This is a genomic window from Paenibacillus oryzisoli (assembly GCF_050467285.1).
Classification (GTDB): Bacteria; Bacillota; Bacilli; order Paenibacillales; family NBRC-103111; genus Paenibacillus_E; species Paenibacillus_E oryzisoli_A.
The window spans coordinates 840007-857266 of record NZ_JBCMUN010000001.1 but is presented as its reverse complement, the minus strand read 5'-3'; the positions used below and the strand labels follow the sequence as shown (position 1 = coordinate 857266).

Here is a 17260-nt window from a genome sequence, read left to right as displayed (position 1 = left end):
CTACAAGCCTCTCAGAGGCTTTCTAGGACGGCGCCTGATAGATTGTTCCTTGAACGCAAAAAAAGCTACCCATGCGCACACGAGGTGCCATGGATAGCTTCTCCCTAACAGAATCTGGATTAGCTGTTGCGCGTTTGGAAATCTGCCATGAAATCAGCCAGCGCTTTGCACGATGCATATGGTACGGCATTGTAGGTGGAAGCACGTAAACCGCCAACGCTGCGATGGCCTTTGAGACCGACGAAGCCGTTCTTCTCGGACTCTTTTACGAATTGCTTCTCCAGCTCTTCGTTCTGCAGACGGAACGTAATGTTCATCGGTGAACGGCTGCCTGCGTCTACCGGTCCGCGGTAGAAGCCGCCGCTTTGGTCGATCGCCGAGTAGATCAAGCCCGCTTTTTCGATATTGTTTTTCTCGATCGCGCTGAGACCGCCTTGCTCTTCGATCCATTTCAGCACAAGGTTCACCATGTAGATGGAGTAAGCCGGAGGTGTGTTGTACAGCGAGTTGTTCTTGCTGTGCGTTTCGTAGCGCATCATCGTCGGAATCGATTTCGGCAGGTCTTGGAGCATCTCATCCTTGATAATTGCTACTGTAACGCCCGACGGCCCAAGGTTCTTCTGCGCGCCGGCATAGATCATGCTGAACTTGGAAACATCCACTGGGCGGCTTAGAATGTCGCTCGACATATCACCAATAAGCGGAATATTACCGGTTTCCGGGAACGCTTTGAACTGCGCGCCTTCGATCGTTTCATTGGACGTCACGTGCAGGTACGCGGAATTCGGGTCGAGGTTGATTTCGCTCAAATCCGGAATTTTCATAAACTTCTGCTCGGCAGAGCTTGCTGCAATCGCAACTTCGCCGAACAATTTCGCTTCTTGAATCGCTTTCTCCGCCCAAGCGCCGGTCAGCACATAGCTGCCCACCTTGCCCGCTTTCAGGAAGTTCATCGGAATCATGGCGAATTGCGTACTTGCGCCGCCTTGCAGGAACAAGATCTGATACCCGTCCGGGATGCCGAAAATACGTTTCAGCAGCTCCTGCGTTTCATTGTGAACTTGCTCGTATTCCGCGCTGCGGTGAGAAATTTCCATAATGGACATGCCGATACCCTTAAAATCGACAAATTCCTCTTGTGCTCTCTGAAGCACTTCCAGCGGCAGCGCCGCAGGCCCTGCATTAAAGTTAAACGCTCGATTTCCCATGATGCACACACCTTTGCAAATTTGTATTATGGCTATGATAGCAATATTCTGTCCAAGCATCAAGTAAAAACTGGGACGAAAATGCCTGTGCAAGAAGGTGCTTCACGATAAATACATATGGATTCCCTTGTAAATTTCAACCATCTCCTCCAGTTTCATGCGAACAAGTCCGCTGGAGGACGGACAGACGTACTCTACGATGCCGGGCGTAACGGGCGGAGCCTGCCTGCCCCAGGCCATCCCTTTGAGGCCGCTGTAGTGCTCGTAGACGCCTTTGCCGACGAAACAGGCCACCTGAGGCCGGTAAAAGGCGAGCTTTTCCCGCAAAATGCGACGGCCCTCGCGATACTCCTCAGGGGTAATCTCTGCCGCCGCTACGGTCGGCCGCGCCACGATATTCGTAAACCCGAACCCCATCGCCAGCAGTTCGCCGTCCTCCTCCGGCTTCACCAGCCGCGAGGTAAATCCCGCCTCATGCAAAATACGATAAAACTTGTTCGTCGGATTGGCATAATGATGACCGGTTTCGGAGGATCGGATGCTCGGGTTATAGCCGACAAACAGAATACGCAGCCCTTCGCGCACATGATCCATAATATATTCGTACTCTGCCACTTGCGCTATCGTCCCTCCCTCGCCAAGCAACGCGCTAAATAAATTTCAAATTCTCATACGCTTTTCCGAGCACCGCCGTCGTGTCGCCCTGCAGCCACTGCTCGATCAGCGTCGCATACACGCTGCGGAAATCTACTTCATACTTCAGATCCCCGTTGTCGAGGGAACTGAGGCTCGGATAGGCGCCGTACAAGCCGCCCTTTACCTTGCCACCGATGACGAACACCGGCGCTGCCGTGCCGTGGTCCGTACCGCCGCTGCCGTTCTCCTTCACCCTGCGGCCAAACTCCGAGAACATCATCACGGCAACCCGATTCTGCAAGCCCTGAGCCTCCAAATCTTTATAAAAAGCTGTCAAGCCCTCATCCACCGTCGTCAGCACGCGCGCATGTTGAAGCTTCTCGTCTGCATGATCGTCAAAGCCGCCCACCTGCACTTGAAACAGCCGCGTGCCGGAATTGCCGGCGAGCAGCTTCGTCACCAACTGCAAGTCCTGGGCAAATGCCGTTCGCGGGTATTCCACCTTGGTCACATACCCCGTCTGGAGCGATTGAATCGCCTCCACGCTGCGGTACGCCTCGCTGCCGCGATTCGACACGACGCGAAGCTGATCCAGCGCAGCGCTGCCGCCGTACATCTCAAGGAACGCCTGCTTCAGGCGATTCTTCTCCATCATCCCCGTCTTTGGGTCGATCAGATGGTACGCATCCAGCGACTGCACGACGGGAAAGCTCATCGTCTCCGAGGCAAAAGCTTTACTCCCCGCGCTGCCAACCTGAATCGCCTTCAGCGGATTTTTGTCGCTGCCCAGCGACGATTCCGCATAGCGGGCCAGCCAGCCGCTGCGGATCACCTTCTCCGGCTCGGCGGTCTGCCAAATCTCCATCGAGCGAAAATGCGAATGATCCGGCTTCCCATAGCCGACTCCTTGTATAATCGCCATTTTTCCCAGTTTATATAAGGCGGCGAGTCCTGGCAAGCTCGGATGCAAGCCAACGCGGTTGTCGAGCGGAAGCACATCTTTCTGTTGATAAGCCAGCGTCGGCCGAGCATCGTAGTAGGCGCCTTGCCCATACGGTATCAACGTATTGATGCCGTCATTGCCGCCGCTGAGCTGTACGACGATCAGGATCGGATCTTCTGCCTGCGTATCCTGTCCCCCCGTAAAAATTGACCGCCCCGTCTCCGTGAATAGAGCGCCGCCAAGTCCCAGGGCAGCAAACAGCGTCGTCCCTTTAATGAGAAAATCTCTCCGCGTCAGCTTCATCTCTTCGCCTCCTCTTATTTCATTTGTGCTTCCGGGCTGATCAGCACAAGCTGAAGCAGCCCTCGCAAGCCGGTCGTGTTCATCTTCTTGCTATGGACAAGCGAATCATTCGCATAGCTGCTGAGGCTCGCCTGCGTCTTCTCAGACAGCGTCGCGATCCCGAGCCGCTCCGCCCACAACTGCACCCAGGCGGCCGCCTGCTCCGGCGCCTGAGGCTTCCAATCGGCGGATGTCAGCTTCGCTGCGCCGATGCCTTTGGCCAGCCCCTCAGCGAACTGGAAGCGCGCCAGCAGATTGTTCGACGTCAGCCAAGCCTGGCCGCCGCGCCAACCCGCCACATCGGGCGGAACGAACAGCTCCTGGCCCATCCGGCGCATCGCCTGCGCATGGCCTTTGGCCGGAGCGACGCCCGTCATGCGCAGAATGCCGGCGACATAGTCCGCCGGCGTCTTGATGAGCGCGAGGCGCAGCTTCTCGTCGTAGAACTCGTCTGCGAGGAACAGCTCGCGCAGCACATCACCGACGGTCGACTTCGCCGTGAAGTCCGCCGCCACCTTTTGCACCCAGCTCTCGGACGGCGTATCCGTCGCAAAATAATTCAAGAGCTTCGTCGCCATGAATATCGGCAGTGCTTGTTGATGAAAAAGAATGTCGACCGCATCGTCCGCATCCAGCTTGCCCGACTCCCCGAGCAGCGTCTTGCTGTCGCCATCGTGCTGCTTTGCATTGAAAGCGACGTCGTGCGTCTCCTTGTTGTACGTCCAACCTGTAAAAGCCCGCGCCGCCTCCTTCACATCCGTCTCCGTATAATGACCGATCCCGAGCGTGAATAGCTCCATCGCCTCTCGGGCATAATTTTCATTCGGCTTGCCCTTCTTGTTCTTGTTCGCGTCAAGCCAGATCATCATCGCTGGGTCTTTGCCGATGGCGTTCACAAGCTCCTTGAAATTGCCCAGCGCATATTTCCGGAACAGTTCATTCTGCTGCGCCATCAGCGCCGCATCTTTCACCTTATAGTTGGCCGTCGCAAAATGGCCATGCCAAAACAGCGTCATCTTCTCGACAAGCGGCGCCGGCGTGGCAACCATCCGATACAGCCAGTATAGCTGCTGATCGGCAATTTGCTGCGGATCGAGCGCCTTGCCGCCGTCCGCTTTGAACTGCTCGAACGCGAGCGCAGCCTGCGCGCCCTCAAGCAAAGGGACGCCGGCGACCAGGCGCCTGACTGTCTCTTCCCGTCCAAGCGAGACGCTTGCCGCGATGTCCGCTTGGCTCGCACCAAATCCGGCTCGCGATAACAGATGAACCGCTTCCTTCTTCGTCCACTGGATGCTCATACGCTAAAGGGCCTCCCGACCTTTTTTGCCTAACTGTAGCATGGAAATGTGTCAAAAGTATGTATTCCGTCCCCAACACAAAGAAACAAGCCCATAACGAGCTTGTTTCCTGATATGTCGACCGATTATTTGCCGGCGGATAATTGCTTGGCCAGCGAGAGGAAAGAGCCGACGACGTGACGGATCCGTTTGTCGATTCCCGCTTCGACCTCCTCAAGATTGCCCTCCGGTTGGAAGCTCTTGCGCTGGTCGCCGCCGATGGAAATCCATTCCGGGCAGTTAATGCCATGCAAATTGCGCACGATCGTTTGCAGCTGGGTCAGCGAGCTTACCGCGATAGCCCCGCCGGAGGAGCTGACGGAAAGCACCGCTTTTTGACTAAAATAATCCTTGTTGACGTGATCCAACGCGTTCTTGAGCACACCGGAAATGGAGCTGTGATACTCCGCTGTAGCCAGCACGATCGCGTCGGCTTGGAACAAGGCTTGTTTGAAGGCTTTCAGCGCTTCGTGACCTTCATAGCCCCCTTCCGGCGAGTAGAAAGGCAGCGGCGCTTCGTAAAGATCCAGAAGAGTCGCCTCATGTCCTTCCTGAGCGATTAATTTCTGAATATAGGTGGACAATTTGGTACTTGTAGCGAGCTTATGATTGCTTCCTGCAACAATTGCAATTTTCATGACTTACATTCCTTCCATAAATGAGATGGTTCGCTTGAATAAAAAACCGCTCCTCCCATAAGGAGAAACGGCTTTCTTCTATAATAAGTGCTATCGATTAGCAATCGAAGTACAGGTTGTACTCGTGCGGATGAATGCGGATTGCAACTTGTTTCGCTTCGCCGCGTTTCAACTCGATGTAGTTATCGATAAAGTCTTGTGTAAATACGCCGCCTTCAGTCAAGAACTCGGAGTCAGCTGCAAGAGCGTCAAGCGCTTCTTCCAGTGTACCTGGAACGCTGCGGATTTCCGATTTCTCAGCGTCGGACATTTCATAGATGTTTGTATCGAAAGGACCGTAGCCAAGAGCGCGTGGGTCGATTTTCTTTTTGATACCGTCAAGACCAGCCATCAGCATAGCTGCGAACGCCAGGTAAGGGTTAGCTGTGCTGTCCGGTGTACGGAACTCGATACGGCAGCCTTTTGGAGTTACAGCCGCGATTGGAATACGAACTGCAGCGGAACGGTTACCTTTGGAGAATACAAGGTTAACTGGAGCTTCGTAACCAGGCACCAAACGTTTGAACGAGTTTGTGCTTGGGTTTGTGAGCGCGATCAACGCTGGAGCGTGGTACAAGATACCGCCGATGTAGTGAATAGCCAGCTCGCTCAGGTTCGCGTAAGCGCCTTTTTCATAGAACAAAGGCTCGCCTTCGTTGAAGATGGACATGTGAACGTGCATACCGCTACCATTGTCACCAAACAGTGGCTTAGGCATGAATGTTGCTACTTTGCCGTATTCTCTCGCTGTGTTAGCAACGATGTATTTGTATTTGAGCAGGTTATCTGCAGTTTTAGTCAAAGAGTCGAAACGGAAGTTGATTTCAGCTTGACCAGCTGTTGCAACTTCGTGGTGGTGACGCTCGATGCGAAGACCAGCATCAGCCAATTTGTTACACATTTCGGAACGGATGTCTTGTTGGGAATCGATTGGCGCTACAGGCACATAACCGCCTTTAACTGGAACTTTGTATGCCAGGTTGCCGCCCTCTTCTTTACGACCAGTGTTCCAACCTGCTTCTTCGGAGTCAACTTCGAAGTAGGATTTGTTCATGCCGTTCTCGTAACGTACATCGTCAAAAATGAAGAACTCGGACTCAGGCGCGAAGAACGCTTGCGTACCGATACCTGTTGTTTGCAGGTATTCTTCGGCTTTTTGCGCGATGGAACGTGGGTCACGGTCATAACGGTCACCGTCTGGTGTATGGATGTTGCTCATGATAATCAATGTTGGATGTGCAGTGAAAGGATCAATGTAAGCAGTTTCTGTATCTGGCATCATTACCATGTCAGATTGTTCAATTCCACGGAAGCCCGGGATGGAAGAACCGTCGAAAGCTACGCCATTTACGAATGTTTCTTCATCAACTTCTGTTGCAGGCAAGGAAATATGTTGTGCTTTTCCGGAAAGACCAACGAAACGAAAATCTACCCACTCAATATTTTTTTCCTTGATAAGGTTCAACACATTTTGAACTGACATTTAAAAAACCCTCCCATTTCCGTACATTCAACGTACTTCGCTTGATTAATGTTCAACTTTTGGCTTAATTCTTGCACTTATTATATAGCGATTCCGCAAACATCGTCAATACTTATGTCAGGTATTTTTTATTAAGGTGTAAGATATGCTTACACTTAGTCACGACCTGTTCACGAATCCGAAAACAAAAAAACCGGCTTCTTCCATATTAATGAAGAAACCAGTTTTCTGATGGTTATGATTAAGCGAGAATCGCTTCTTTTTTCGTGTCAAATTTCTTGCCGAGCAGCGGAGCCAGCTTTTCAAGATCCTGCAGCAAGTGAGCAAATTGATCTGGGAACAGCGATTGCACACCGTCGCCGGTCATGGAGTTATCAGGATCCGTGTGCATTTCTATGATGAGACCGTCGGCGCCTGCAGCGACAGAAGCTTTCGTCATCGGTACAACCAGTTCTCTGCGGCCTGTTCCATGACTCGGATCGGAGATGACCGGCAGATGGCTAAGCTGCTTGAGTACCGGAATGGCCGATAAATCTAACGTATTTCTTGTGTACGTCTCGAATGTACGGATTCCGCGCTCGCAAAGCATAACGTTCGGATTGCCGCCGGCGAGGATGTATTCCGCAGCATTCAGGAACTCATCGTACGTTGCGCTGAACCCGCGCTTGAGCAGAACCGGCGTTTGAATTGTGCCGAGCTTGCGCAGCAGATCGAAATTTTGCATGTTGCGCGTGCCGACTTGGAGAATGTCCGCGTATTCGGCGCACACATCGACGTACTCCGGCGTCATGACTTCAGTAATCGTCAGCAGGCCGTGTTTCTTGCCTGCTTCCGCCATCATAATGAGGCCTTCCACGCCAACGCCTTGGAAGCTGTAAGGGCCTGTTCTTGGCTTGAATGCACCGCCGCGCAGCACTTGGCCGCCAGCCGCTTTCACCAGGCGAGCGATTTCATCGATTTGCTCCGGTGATTCGACGGCGCAAGGGCCGCCCATCACGACGAGCTGCTCGCCGCCGATTTCAACGCCTTTAATATTAATCACGGTGTCTGCCGGATGGAAGTCGCGGCTTGCCAGTTTGTAGGATTTTGAAATTTTCACAACTTGCTCGACGCCCGACATGGATCTCAGATGCTCAGCAAGCTTCGGATCCGCTTGGCCGATAATCCCGATGACTGTACGATCTTCGCCTTTGGATACATGTGCCTGCACGCCTTGGCTCTCGATGTATTGCACGATCTCCTGAATACGTTCGTCCCCGATTTTGTTGGATGTAATTGCGATCATAATAATCCACGCTCCCTAAATTAAAATAGTTATGTTATGAGTCCATTGACTTCAACGCTAACACGCTTCGACGCTTGTTCGCTTTTAAGCTTTTATGCTTTTAACCGCTAAAGCAAATATACAACGCTTGACGAGTTTTCGTCAAGCGCTAATTTATTTATTATTCATTTGTTTGCGACGGAGCTAGTTGATCTTTGCGAAGTCTGCGTTTCTCTTTGCGGCGATTCGTGTGATATCTGAGAAGAAAGACAATGGGGAAATAGGCGATAATCCCGAGCATGAGCCCGACGGCCATGCCTCCGACGATGAGATCCAGTCCGCTTCTAATGATGTTGGACAGGATATGCGGCAAATGGTGGATTAAGTAACTCTTGAAGTGTTTGGGAACGAGCAATTCGCCAACCTGTTTGTTCAGAATCGACATTGGAATATAAATGACCTTGCCGAATACAAAACCGATCAAAGCTGCCGGCAGATTCGCACGCAATAAATAAACCAATGGAAAAATAAGCACAAAGGCAAATCCCGCGGTCGGAAGTGTGAACATCTCCACGAACAGACCGATCGAAAAGCCGCGGGCGACCTTGGAGGGGCCGCCCTTCGCTCGTAATAGCTGAATATATTTATACCGGAACCATCGCTTTATACTGTTCCATTCGAAGCGAGCCTTCATCATTTTCACCTTCTGAGTACTGTACATGCTGGCATCAATCCCGTCGAGTGGAATAAGCAGGTTTAGGAGTGACTTGCTGCTTTGCTTTTTACAGTCGGAATAAGTTTCTTCATATTTACAGTACGTATGATATCCCAAGTGGTTTCATCTTTTGGATTAAAATTCTCCAAATAAGAAATAACTTCTTTCGTAATCGGCGTCGGCGTCGAAGCCCCCGAAGTTACCCCTACTTTGCGAACATGCATCAACCATTCCCGCTGGAGCTCTGAAAGATCGGAAATACGGTACGCCTTCACACCGGCGATTTCTTCCGACACTTGCGCGAGACGATTGGAATTGTTGCTTTTCGGATCTCCGACAACGATGACCAAGTCAACTTCCTTCGCTTGCTCAGCCACAGCTTCTTGCCGAACTTGCGTTGCGAGACAGATCTCATTGTGAATTTCCGCACCTGGAAACAGTTCCAATAAGCGGTTCATGATATGCCGGATGTCCCACTGGCTCATCGTCGTCTGGTTCGTAATAATGATGCGGCCGGCCTCCAGCTGAAGCGCCTCCGCTTCCTCCAGCTTCTCGATCAGATGCACGCGGTCCGGAGCTACCCCTACCGCGCCTTCCGGCTCAGGATGGCCTTTCTTGCCGATATAGATCACGTGGTAATCGTCCGCCACTTTCTCCCGGATCAAATCGTGCGTCTTCGTCACATCCGGACAAGTTGCGTCAACAACCGTCAGCCCTTTCTCACGTGCGCGGCGTCTAACTTCCGGCGACACGCCATGTGCGGTGAAAATAACCGTGCCCGACTCGATGCCTTCCAGAATTTGCAGACGGTTCTCTCCATCCAGCGTAATGACGCCTTCTTCCTTGAAAAAATCGGTTACGTGCGCGTTATGAACGATCATCCCTAGTATATAAATAGGTCTTGGCAGATTTAAATTTTTAGCCGTTTGCATCGCTAATGCCATCGCGTCAACTACGCCATAACAATAGCCCCGCGGCGATATACGTACCACTTCCATGCGCTCCACCTGCCTGCTATGTCTTTTTTCCTATATTATATCCCATTATACAGACAGAGGAAAGTTTGCCGGCAGCCAGATGAGGAAAGTACTCCCTTCGTCCTTACGCGTCGTCACTTCAACGGATCCGTCGTGCTCGTCAATGATCCATTTGGCGATGGAAAGGCCAAGCCCCGTCCCGGTTGTCACGCCTCTGGATAAATCCGCCCGATAAAACCTGTCGAAAATATGCGGAATATCCTCGCGGTCCATGCCGATGCCCGTATCCGAAATGCGCAGTCCGATGAAGCTGTCTCTGCGCCTTGCATCAATGGTCACCGTACCCTCCGGGGTATACTTAAAGGCATTCTCGATAAAAATGAACAAAAGTTGCTGCAAATAATCGCGATTGCCGTGAACGTAGACGTCTTCAAGCGCCGTTAAATCGCCGACGCGCCATTCGGCGCGGTGCTCAAGCAGCTGCGCGCGGCGCACGACTTCCTGCACCAGCGGCAGCATCTCGACCGGCTGCTTCTCCATCGTAACGCCCGCGTCGGCGCGCGCAAGCGCAAGCAGGTCGTTCACGAGCCTGCTCATTCGCTGGGCTTCGCCCGCGATGTCCTGCATCGCCTCGAGCGACATTTGCACTTGATCCGGCGTGGCCAGCATCGTGCTGCCGGATGTTTGCTTCCACATTTTTTCCAGAAGGTCGACGTTCCCCCGGATCGTCGTCAGCGGCGTCCGCAGTTCGTGCGAAGCATCCGACACGAACCTGCGCTGTGCGCGATACGCCTCGTCGAGCTCGTCGTACCCTTTTTGAATACGCGACAGCATGCCATTGATCGTATTCGTGAGCCGCCCGATCTCATCCTGCGGGCCTTCGTAAGCGATCCGCTTCTCGAGATCGTCACCGCTGTCGATCTGATTCGCCGCGTCGATGACACGCTCGATCGGCTTGAGTGCCTTGCGGGCGAGGAACCAGCCCAGCGAAGCGGCGACGATGATGGTCAGGATCGCCCAAATGATCAGCGTGTAGCGCAGCGTAACCGCTGTCCGCTCGTAGCTGCCGACAGGGACCGCGGCTTGAAGCACGCCGATGAGGCGTGCGCCGTCGCTTGCGCGAATGCCCAGATAATAGATGAGAAAATCTTCGCCGAGCACTTTCGTTTTCTCAAAAAAACCGATTTGACTTTGCAATTTATTGAGATGCTCAACCGCCAAAGGCAATGTTAAATCATAATGCTTCAGGTTAGCGGATCGGTTGAAACTTTTAAGATCAACATTGTATAACTGCAAGAAAGTGCTTGTGGTGTAGAAGTCTCTGCTCTCCAGTTCAAGATCTAGCACAAGCCCTTTTTGCGTCAGCGTGAGACTCTTCTGAACGCGAAGGGAACTGTTGTTTGCTTCATTTTTGATATCCTGACGAATCTGATCGTAAAGAAAGTAGTTCAAGAAGAAATAAAGAACGACGCCAAACAGCAGCATCGTCAATGCTAAAATGCCCGAATACCACAGCGTCAACCGGAGGCGAAGCGACATCTAGCTATCCCCTCTCAACACGTACCCCGCTCCCCGAACCGTTTGAATGATGCGTTTATGGCCGTATTCTTCCGTTTTCTGGCGCAGCAAGGCAATGTAAACTTCCAGGACGTTCGACTCGCCGCTGTAATCGTAGCCCCATATTTTTTCCATAATGATGTCGCGTGACAGGACGCGTTTCGGATTGAGCATGAACAAGTGAAGCAAGTCGAACTCCTTGGTCGTTAGCTCAATCAGCTTATCCTCGCGGAACACTTCCCGCGTATCCAGATCCAGCACCGCATCTTCAAAGGTCAGACGATTCGTCACCGTCTCCGGACGTTCCACCCGACGGCGCAGCAATACCCGCACGCGTGCTAGCAACTCTTCAAGCGCGAAAGGCTTGACCAAATAATCGTCAGCGCCAAGGTCCAGCCCTTTGACCCGATCGCTGATATCGTCTTTGGCGGTCAACATTAGAATCGGTACTTCGCTACCGCTCTCACGGACGCGTCGCACAACTTCCCAGCCGTCAATCTGCGGCATCATCACATCGAGGATGATCAGGTTCGGCTCGGCTTGCAGCATTTGCTTCAGGCCGTCGGCTCCGTTACTGGCCGTTACTACGGAGTAGCCTTCGAAAGCCAGACCTCTTCGCAGCATGGAAGTAATTTTCTCATCGTCATCGATCACCATAATATTTTCTCTCATCGCAGTAACCACCCTTCATCTTTCTTCTATTGTAGCATGTATCAATACTACGGCGAGTCTGAAAACCCGCTCAGGGGCATCTTTCACCACCTTTTCGCCCCCTACTGCGTCACTTTCGCTTGACGTACCCCCGGTACGCCTTCACAAAAGTTCCTTGCATGGAACGAAAATTCGGCAAAATCTGCGGCCCTCGGAGCATTCAGACTCGCCCTAGCAAAAAAGAAGCGGAGCCTGCAGTCTTGCGGCCGCGGGACTCCACTTCTTCTGTTCTTGCCGGTTGTTATTCCTGTGTATCAGCCAGCGTATTTTTGTCTCCGACCGTAACGGTTACGTCCATGCGTTTACCGTCGCGAATGACGCCCAGCGTCACTTTATCGCCGACTTTCGTCGCTTGCACCTTGGTGATCAGCTCTTGCGAGTTTTTCACCTTCGTGCCGTTAATGTCCACGATGACGTCGTATTGGCGCAGCCCCGCTTGGAACGCCGGGCTCTTTCTTGTCACGCTGCCCACCAGCGCACCGTCGGTATTCGACAGCTTCAGCTCGCTCACCCAGTCTTTGCCGATGTCTTGCAAACCAACACCGATAAACGGAACAGGCTCTTTCGGAATTTGAATGTTGTTTTTCAAGTTATCAAGAACGGAAGAGATGGTGCTTGTTGGAATTGCAAAACCGATGCCTTGCGCCTGAGAGCTAACCGCCGTATTAATCCCGATGACTTCACCGTTTAGGTTCAGCAGCGGACCTCCGGAGTTGCCAGGGTTAATCGATGCATCCGTTTGCAGCAAGTGCTTGTAGTCACGTGTGCCTTTCTCATCCGGAATCGAAATCGGACGCTCTTTGGCGCTCAATACGCCAACCGTTACCGTGTGGTCGAAGCCGTACGGGTTACCGATCGCAACGACCCAGTCGCCGACATTCACATCGTCGGATTTGCCAAGCGGCAGAATCGGGAAGTCTTTGTCGCCTTCGATTTTCAGCACAGCAAGGTCCAGATCGTAAGAGTTGCCAAGCAGCTTCGCCGTGAACGGCTTGTCGTAGCCTTCAACCGTCACTTGAATTTCATCCGCACCGTCCACGACGTGCTCATTCGTCAAGATATACCCGCTCTTCTCAAAAATAAATCCGGTTCCCATCCCCGCCGGTTGAAGCTCGCCGGAGCTGCTGCCGCCATTGCCTTGGCTTTTTGGCGCTTGCGAGCCGCCACCGTTGTCGCCAAAGAACTGGCGGAAGAACGGATCGTCAAAGATCGAGCTGCCACCGCGGGAGGACTGCTTCGGCTTCACCAGCGACTCCACTTTCACGATCGCTGGACCGGCGTTTTGCGCGATGGAGGAAATGTTGCCTGGACGTACGACGTCGAGGGAAACATTTTTCACATCGCCGCTGCCGCTGCTTGTCGTTGATGCCGCTTGCGAGGCAGTACCGGATGCAAGCGGTTGATTGCCGCTGAACATATTCGTCTTATCCGCAGCGAACATGAGACCGCCGACCACGACGGCGCCTGCTAGGAAAGCGGCGAAAATGCTTTTAACCGAGGAACGCTTCTTACCGCCGTCCCAAGACGAGCTTTGCGGCGCCGCTTCCGGACCGAAGCTGAACGGACGCAAGTTGCGCGGCGGCGTCACTTCCACAGACGACGTTCCTTCCGAGGAGGAAGAAGAAGTCGTCATCGGTTGCTGCTGCGGGTCGTTCTCTTCCTGGAACGAGGATTTATAAGGACCATATGAGTAGTAGTACGACGGTCTTTCTTGGTTAGCCTCTTCCTGCCGGTTCGAGGAGGAATCTTGCTCATTTTCATTATGATTGTTCTGCGGCTTGAAAAAGTCGCTGTAATCTTTTTTGTTATCGTCCATAGGTCTTACCTCCATATATTGAAAGTTATCAGTGCGTTTTTGTGTAATGTCTCGTTTGCTATGTCTCTATCATGCACTCACAACCTTAAACGTAGATTAAAAATCAATAAAATGGAGGTAAAAAAAGGGCTTTTATTTATTGAAACCAGTCATTTTCGACATTTTTCAGCACGTCTTGCGCAGCTTGAACCCACTTCTCTTCGACATGGCCATCGGGATCGAGCGGAGCCTGAAACTGATCCACAAGCGCGCCGTAAGTTTCGGCCTCTGCCGAAGTGTCAAGCCCTTCGTTATATACGTGTTTCAACACAAACGGCGTTCCGACTTCAACCACGGCATCCGTTGCTTCCGTATCGCCGTCGATGCGTCCGGTTACTGCCTGAACGGGAATCCGCAGCCAAACCTTGTTCGCCTCGTCAAGCGATTTATCGAAGTACCCGTGATCATAGTCCCAGTTGCCGCCAAGCGAAAAATCAAATTTCGACAATTGGGCGCGCACGCTGTCAAACGTTTCTTTTACATGTTCAATCGAAGAGGTTACAGTTCTCATTGGGACACTCCTATGCAGCGTATTGAATTTACTATGGAGCTTTCAGAAATAAAATACTGCTAAATTTCGGAAAGCTTCCTTATTGCATAGAATGTGTCAAAAAACGGTTTTTATGTGCGAATTCTACGTTATTTGCCCGAGACGTTACACCCAGCCTTTGCGGTGCGCATAAATCGCCAATTGCGTCCGGTCCTCCAGCTCGCATTTCATCAGCAAATTGCTGACATGCGTTTTCACCGTTTTAATACTAATAAATAATTCCTCCGAAATATCCTTGTTCGTCTTCCCTTCGGCGATCAAAAGGAGAACTTCCTTCTCTCGCGCCGTCAAGCCTTCCTCCTCCGGCTTGTCGTTGCGCTGGCGAATACCGCGCGTAAGCGCCTGCGATACCTCCGCGTTCATCACCGGCATACCGCGGTAAGCGCTGTGAATCGCATGAATGAGCTGATCCGACGAAACCGTCTTCAGCATGTAGCTGATCGCCCCCGACTCCACCGCTTCGAGCACCTTCGCTTCCTCCAGGAAGCTCGTCAGCATAATCACTTTGATATCCGGAAAAGTTTCGCAAATCAGTTTCGTCGCGCCAATCCCATCCAGCACCGGCATCGTCAAGTCCATCAAAATCACGTCAGGCAGCGGCTGAATACGCTTCTGCTGCAGTTGGTCGAACGCATCCTTGCCATTGGACGCTTCCCCCACAACCGCCAAATCCGGCTCCAGCGAAATGTATGTTCGAAGTCCTACCCTTACCATATCGTGATCGTCCACAATCATGACATTGATCGTCGTCATTCGTTATTTCCTCCTTGACTGATTTGTGCCTGTGCCGAATTAAATCTCGGAATGCGTACGCGCACCCGGGTGCCCGAACCGATTTTGCTATCGATTGTCACTTCGCCGCCGAGCTTCTGCGCCCGTTCCCTCATGGTCGACAGCCCGTGGGAAGCGGATGGGATGTCCCTGCGTTCAAAGCCTTGCCCGTCATCCTGAATTTGCAGCACATACTGATGTTCCCCTTCAAAAATCGTAAGCCGCACCTCCTTCGCCGATGCATGCTTGACGACATTCGCCAGTCCCTCCTGAATGATGAGGAAAAATTGATGCTCAATCGCCTCCGAAATCGTTTCCGGCAGTGAAACCTCAAGTTGACCCTGAAGTTCATGGGTCCGGCAATATTCCGGAAACCACTTCTCCAGGGCTTCTTGCAGCGAGCTGTCCTTCAGTTCGATTGGCCGTAATTGCGAAATGAGGCCGCGCATCTGCTTCTGGGCGTGATGCGACATTTGGATCAACTGATCCATCATGCCCGGCGCCGCTCCAGGATTGCGCTCCAGCACCTTCGGCAGCGCAGAAGCTGACATGTGAATGGCGAACAGCTCCTGACTGACAGTGTCATGCAAGTCACGCGCCAGTCGGCGTCGTTCTTCCATCACGGCATTCTCCGTAAGTTCTTGATCGCGGATCGCCTCGGCCTCGCCGAGCTTTTGGAGCAGATGGACACGTTCTTCGACTTGCGCCGCCATGTTATTGAAAGCATCGTACAGATACAAGAACGGTTCGATCGGTTCCATTTCGATGCGCGCCGAGAAATTCCCTTTCGACAGCTCCAGCATCGCAACGTGCAGCTCATCCACTTTCCGCTGCCACCTTCTCGTCGCAAAGAAGCCAACCGTGAGGCATACCGCGAACAAGGCGATCACCAGCCACATGCGAAACTCCCAGTAATCGAGCTTTTCCCTATAATGCTCCAGCACGATGTACATGCTCGAAACCGTCAGCAGCCCTGAAATAATAAAGTAATTGAGCAGCTGCCACTTCATATTGAATATTCGAAATTTGTACATGCTCCATCCTTACCCTATCTTTTTAATAGTAATGTCGCCAATGAACATCGAGGTGGTCACGATAATTTTGTACTCCGCTTCCTCATAGTGCGAAGTCTGCGTCCGCAAATTGCGCAGGAACCCGCTCTCCCGACGGTCGAGCACTTTCATGTCCCCGATAAATGAGCTTGCCATGACGCGCACTTCCACATCCATATCGTTCGGGATAAAAATCTTCACATCGCCGATAAACGCGGACACATGAATCGGCGTCTCGCCGCGCGGGATCGAGGCGCGTGTCAAATCAATCACGGAATCCCCGATAAAATGGGAGATTTGAATCGGCTTCAGCTCCCAGGCCTCCTGGCCGAGGTGAACATCGCCGATAAAGCCGTGGCGATGCAGCACATCGCCATCATGAAAGCTGCGCACAAAATCATCGTATTTGTGATGATGATGCTTCGGCGGCGCATAGGATGCGGGCGGCACCTGGTGTGATGGCGGCACAGGCGGCACCTGCCGAGTCGGTGGCGCTGGTGGTGCTTTCGGCTCTGGCGGATCAATTGAACTCCATGCGCCGGACAAGTCGTGATTGTCGCCGTGAATGTCTTTCAGCACAGCTTTCTCTTCTTCGCTCAGCGGCCCTTTGCAAATGGGCTGGTTCAAATCCTCCGGAGCCGGATCTGTTTGATCCCCAGATCCGCCCGACCAAGCGTCCTTGTCCCACGGATTGCGATGTTTCCCATAATGAGAGTGGCGTTCAGCCCGGCGAGCCATACGTTCTTGTATTCTCATATGACGCGCTTCGATCTTCGCTTTCCGCATCTCCAGCCAATCAGGCGATTCCTTGCGGCTCGGTCTGAAAATAACGCTGAGTCCGAACAAAATCAAAGCAATCGGACCTGCATACTTGAATAGTTCAGCAAAGGATAGATCGGTGACTTGCAAATTTTTGAGGAGAAAGACCGTGCCGACACCGCAAACGACTAGACTGCCGATCGAGCTCCCCCAATGAAATTTGCGCTGCCATACAAATCCGACCAAGCCATAGAAGATCAGAATAACCGGCCAGTACGTGGAAAAAATATAAGCGAGATCAATATCGAAAATACCCAACTGATCTAATAAGAAGAGCGAGCCGGCGGCAACAAGAACCAGGCCCCACATCATTCTTTGAAAGATATGCGGATTCATATGTGCTTCCTCCAATTTTGTGATCGT

Annotated in this window: 16 protein-coding genes; all 16 read right to left on the bottom strand. The window is 52.3% G+C overall.

Annotated features, from left to right (window positions below; all coding sequences use genetic code 11):
• Positions 1–119 precede the first annotated feature (119 nt).
• Entirely contained in the window at positions 120–1208 is a 1089-nt protein-coding gene (serC, locus tag ABE504_RS03415; protein WP_430084473.1) for a 3-phosphoserine/phosphohydroxythreonine transaminase, read from the bottom strand.
• A gap of 102 nt (positions 1209–1310) precedes the next feature.
• Positions 1311–1802, bottom strand: a complete 492-nt coding sequence (locus ABE504_RS03410; RefSeq protein ID WP_430084762.1) for a mismatch-specific DNA-glycosylase — start codon at positions 1800–1802, stop codon at positions 1311–1313.
• Between the two features lie 55 nt (positions 1803–1857).
• A complete protein-coding gene (locus tag ABE504_RS03405; protein ID WP_430084470.1) occupies positions 1858–3090 on the bottom strand; it encodes a DUF1501 domain-containing protein in 1233 nt (410 codons plus the stop codon).
• A gap of 14 nt (positions 3091–3104) precedes the next feature.
• Positions 3105–4427 carry a DUF1800 domain-containing protein gene (locus tag ABE504_RS03400; RefSeq protein ID WP_430084467.1) on the bottom strand — a complete coding sequence of 441 codons (1323 nt, stop codon included), beginning with the start codon at positions 4425–4427 and terminating at the stop codon, positions 3105–3107.
• A gap of 125 nt (positions 4428–4552) precedes the next feature.
• On the bottom strand, positions 4553–5104 hold the full coding sequence (locus ABE504_RS03395) for an NADPH-dependent FMN reductase (protein ID WP_430084464.1): 552 nt from the start codon (positions 5102–5104) through the stop codon (positions 4553–4555).
• 97 nt (positions 5105–5201) lie between these two features.
• Positions 5202–6626 (bottom strand): type I glutamate--ammonia ligase, encoded by a 1425-nt coding sequence (gene glnA, locus ABE504_RS03390; RefSeq protein WP_430084461.1) that lies wholly within the window; start codon positions 6624–6626, stop codon positions 5202–5204.
• Positions 6627–6867: 241 nt separating this feature from the next.
• Positions 6868–7911 (bottom strand): 3-deoxy-7-phosphoheptulonate synthase, encoded by a 1044-nt coding sequence (gene aroF / locus ABE504_RS03385; protein ID WP_430084459.1) that lies wholly within the window; start codon positions 7909–7911, stop codon positions 6868–6870.
• A gap of 160 nt (positions 7912–8071) precedes the next feature.
• A complete protein-coding gene (locus tag ABE504_RS03380) occupies positions 8072–8611 on the bottom strand; it encodes a DUF2062 domain-containing protein (protein WP_430084457.1) in 540 nt (179 codons plus the stop codon).
• A 35-nt stretch (positions 8612–8646) separates the two neighbouring features.
• Entirely contained in the window at positions 8647–9603 is a 957-nt protein-coding gene (locus ABE504_RS03375; RefSeq protein ID WP_430084454.1) for a 4-hydroxy-3-methylbut-2-enyl diphosphate reductase, read from the bottom strand.
• A 45-nt stretch (positions 9604–9648) separates the two neighbouring features.
• Positions 9649–11121, bottom strand: a complete 1473-nt coding sequence (locus tag ABE504_RS03370) for a sensor histidine kinase (RefSeq protein WP_430084451.1) — start codon at positions 11119–11121, stop codon at positions 9649–9651.
• Entirely contained in the window at positions 11122–11811 is a 690-nt protein-coding gene (locus ABE504_RS03365; protein ID WP_430084448.1) for a response regulator transcription factor, read from the bottom strand.
• A 280-nt stretch (positions 11812–12091) separates the two neighbouring features.
• The gene (locus ABE504_RS03360) at positions 12092–13666 is read right to left on the bottom strand and encodes a S1C family serine protease (protein WP_430084446.1); all 1575 of its coding nucleotides are present in this window, start codon (positions 13664–13666) and stop codon (positions 12092–12094) included.
• Positions 13667–13802: 136 nt separating this feature from the next.
• Positions 13803–14216, bottom strand: a complete 414-nt coding sequence (locus ABE504_RS03355) for a YugN family protein (RefSeq protein WP_430084443.1) — start codon at positions 14214–14216, stop codon at positions 13803–13805.
• 144 nt (positions 14217–14360) lie between these two features.
• Entirely contained in the window at positions 14361–15008 is a 648-nt protein-coding gene (locus ABE504_RS03350; RefSeq protein ID WP_430084440.1) for a response regulator, read from the bottom strand.
• Positions 15005–16060, bottom strand: a complete 1056-nt coding sequence (locus tag ABE504_RS03345) for a HAMP domain-containing sensor histidine kinase (RefSeq protein ID WP_430084437.1) — start codon at positions 16058–16060, stop codon at positions 15005–15007. The genes ABE504_RS03350 and ABE504_RS03345 overlap by 4 nt, the downstream gene beginning before the upstream one ends.
• 9 nt (positions 16061–16069) lie before the next feature.
• A complete protein-coding gene (gene liaF / locus ABE504_RS03340) occupies positions 16070–17233 on the bottom strand; it encodes a cell wall-active antibiotics response protein LiaF (RefSeq protein ID WP_430084434.1) in 1164 nt (387 codons plus the stop codon).
• Positions 17234–17260 lie beyond the last annotated feature (27 nt).